Source organism: Mesorhizobium sp. M7A.F.Ca.CA.001.10.2.1, assembly GCF_003998575.1.
GTDB lineage: Bacteria > Pseudomonadota > Alphaproteobacteria > Rhizobiales > Rhizobiaceae > Mesorhizobium.
On the sequence record NZ_RZQY01000737.1, the window covers coordinates 1 to 2,809 of the forward strand.

A 2,809-nucleotide genomic window follows, 5' to 3' on the forward strand; every position below is an offset into this window, starting at 1 on the left:
CGCCGACACCGTCGACCATGCCGATGCCGAGACCGCCGAAGACCAGCGTCGCCACCTTGTCCGGATCGGACAGCGCCATGAACGCCGCGATGCGCGCGCCCATCGAATAACCCATGACATGAGCGCGCCCGATGCCGAGATGGCCGAGCAAGGCAGCGGCATCGGAAGCCATCTTGACCGGCGCGTAGTCGGCCTCCTCATAGCTCTTGGACGACGAGCCGTGGCCGCGATTGTCGAAGGCGATGGCGCGGTAACCGGCGTCGTTCAGCGTCTTGAACCAGCCGGGCGACACCCAGTTGACATAATGGCTCGAGGCGAAGCCATGGATCATCAGCACCGGATCGCCCTCGCCCGATGCCGGCTGGCGGTCGAGGAAGGTAAGCTCGAAGCCGTCCTGGGTGGAAGACTGCATCTGCGATCCCGCCTGTGTGCTCAACCGCCACCGCCATTGGGTGCATCGCCATTGTCGGCTGGTGGCATGCCGGGGCCGGATACCGTGCCCACGGCCGGATGGCGCAAAAGGTCGCCATACTCGATGCCGTTCCTGGCGGCAGTGCCGGCCTTGAGCTCGAGCACGAAGCGCACCGGTACGCCGGGCGAAACGACGGCGTCCGATTGCGGCTCGCCGTGCTTGACCGCCCGGATCTTGCCATCCTGGCCGACGAAAATCAGATCAAGCGGCATTGGCGTGTTGTGCATCCAGAAGCCAACCTGCTGCTGGACCTCGAAGACGAACAGCATGCCGTGGTTGTCCGCCATGTCCTGGCGGTACATCAAGCCGGCCTCGCGCTCCGCGGCGGTGTCGGCGACTTCGATGGAAAAAGAGCGATCACCGCCTTTCGTCACCACGACCAATGGCGCCGGATCGGCTGGAAGGATCATCGCCCGGCTGTCCGCCGAGGTCGGCTTTTCGGAATAGAAGTAACCACCGGCGGCGGCGATGAAGGCAATCGCGCACATCGCGCCCGCGGTCAGCCAGTTCCTGTAAGCCATTCGAAATCCTCGGCCGGAAACGCCCTAGTGCGAGACCGGCAAGGTCCCCATATCGGGGTGAATTTCGGCGGCCATAAGGCCTTTGTCGCCGCGTCCGAAACGAACCAGCACGACCTGCCCCGGCCGAAGCTCGGTGATACCGTAACGGCGCAAGGTCTCCATATGGACGAAGATGTCCTCGGTGCCCTCGCCGCGGGTGAGAAAACCAAACCCCTTGGTGCGGTTGAACCATTTCACCAGGGCGCGTTCGAGACCGCTCTCCGGCGTCACCGCGACATGGGTGCGCTGCTCCTGCATCTCGGCCGGGTGGACCGCGGTGGTGACGTCCATAGAGAGCACCCGGAAGGCCTGCAATCCGCGGTCGCCATGTTTGACGAGGCAGACCACGCGTGCGCCCTCCAGGGCCGTCTGAAAGCCATCCCTTCGAAGACATGTCACATGGAGGAGGATATCGCCGGAAATGCCGTCATCCGGCAAAATGAAACCATAGCCCTTGGCCACATCGAACCACTTGATGGCGCCGGCTATTTCGAGCAAGTCCGCGGCATCGCCGCCTTCGTCACGCTGCAAGGCGTCGCCGAGGGGTCCGTCCCGCCCCGTCAAAGAGGCCTTTTCCCCCATAAGAATGCCCCCTTTTTTCAAGAACACCGCAACTGATTCTTGCCAACAGATTAACACTGCGGCTTCCGGTCTGTGCAAGACCTGCCGTGCCTTTTTTCACGGTTCATTTGGGCAATACCGGATTTGTTCTTTGCCGGCATTGCGCACCGCCGCACGATTGCCCTTTGACAGGGCCGACCCTATGTTGCGCCGCAACGCAATTTATCGAGGAAATCACATGCGCTATCTGCACACCATGATCCGCGTCACCGACGTCGATGCCTCGCTCGACTTCTACTGCAACAAGCTCGGCCTCAAGGAAGTGCGCCGCTACGAAAACGAGCAAGGCCGCTTCACGCTGATCTTCCTCGCGGCCTCCGAAGACGAGCAAAGCGGCATCGCCGACAAGGCACCGCTGATCGAACTGACCTACAATTGGGATCCGGAAGACTACAAGGGCGGACGCAATTTCGGCCACCTCGCTTATGAGGTCGACGACATCTACGCCACCTGCCAGCATCTGATGGACAATGGCGTCATCATCAACCGGCCGCCGCGCGACGGCAACATGGCTTTCGTCAAGTCGCCGGACGGCATCTCGATCGAGCTTCTGCAGAAAGGCCCGGCCAAGGCCAAGGCGGAGCCCTGGGCTTCGATGGCGAACACCGGAAGCTGGTAGCCGATCACGCTGTCTTGAGCGGACAATGCCAGGCTGACGGCCCGGTACCGTTTGGTTTTTCAGGGGCGGCGCCTATCTGTCTGGCTGAGGCGCCAGGCTTGGGCCGGCGCCCAGCCATGCAACAGGCGCTTGCCCAGGAGAATTCATGCCGACCAGCCATGCCGACGTCGCCACCGAACATGCCAGCCGCTACCTGCAGCAGCTGTGCAAGCACTGGGCGCACAAATTCCCGGTCGAGTTCGATCCCACCCACGGCACCATCGATCTCTCAATGGGCCGTACCGTCATGGATGCCAATGCGGCGACACTGCATATCACGGTGTCGACCGACGAAGCGGGATCGATCGAGCGCCTGGAAAGCGTTGTCGCCGATCACATCAAGCGCTTTGCTTTCCGCGAAGAACTGACCTTCGACTGGAAACCAGCACCGGCGGCATAGGCCGCCTACTTCCCACCGGTCTGAGCAGCCATCTCCAGCAGCGCCTGCACGGAGCGCCAGTTGCGTGCGGTGCCCGGGACTTTCAGCGTGCGCGGGAT

General features: G+C 62.4%; 5 protein-coding genes and 1 pseudogene. 2 read left to right on the forward strand and 4 right to left on the reverse strand.

All coding sequences use genetic code 11. The features are described 5' to 3' along the window. From EN964_RS30885 to EN964_RS30895, 3 genes are all read right to left on the reverse strand, one after another. On the reverse strand, nucleotides 1–412 hold a 412-nt coding region (locus EN964_RS30885; RefSeq protein ID WP_164776108.1), incomplete at its 3' end, for an alpha/beta fold hydrolase. A gap of 20 nt (nucleotides 413–432) precedes the next feature. Beyond that, nucleotides 433–993 (reverse strand): DUF192 domain-containing protein, encoded by a 561-nt coding sequence (locus EN964_RS30890; protein ID WP_127271578.1) that lies wholly within the window; start codon nucleotides 991–993, stop codon nucleotides 433–435. Between the two features lie 24 nt (nucleotides 994–1,017). Continuing rightward, a complete protein-coding gene (locus EN964_RS30895; protein WP_032901396.1) occupies nucleotides 1,018–1,614 on the reverse strand; it encodes a cold-shock protein in 597 nt (198 codons plus the stop codon). A gap of 217 nt (nucleotides 1,615–1,831) precedes the next feature. Between EN964_RS30895 and gloA the strand changes: the two genes are divergently transcribed. Beyond that, entirely contained in the window at nucleotides 1,832–2,272 is a 441-nt protein-coding gene (gloA, locus tag EN964_RS30900) for a lactoylglutathione lyase (protein WP_127271577.1), read from the forward strand. A gap of 145 nt (nucleotides 2,273–2,417) precedes the next feature. Beyond that, nucleotides 2,418–2,711, forward strand: coding sequence for a DUF2218 domain-containing protein (locus tag EN964_RS30905; protein WP_127271774.1), 294 nt, complete (start codon nucleotides 2,418–2,420; stop codon nucleotides 2,709–2,711). 5 nt (nucleotides 2,712–2,716) lie between these two features. Here EN964_RS30905 and EN964_RS39275 read toward each other — a convergent pair. Next, nucleotides 2,717–2,809: pseudogene (locus EN964_RS39275) on the reverse strand (DUF1697 domain-containing protein); the annotation flags it as partial.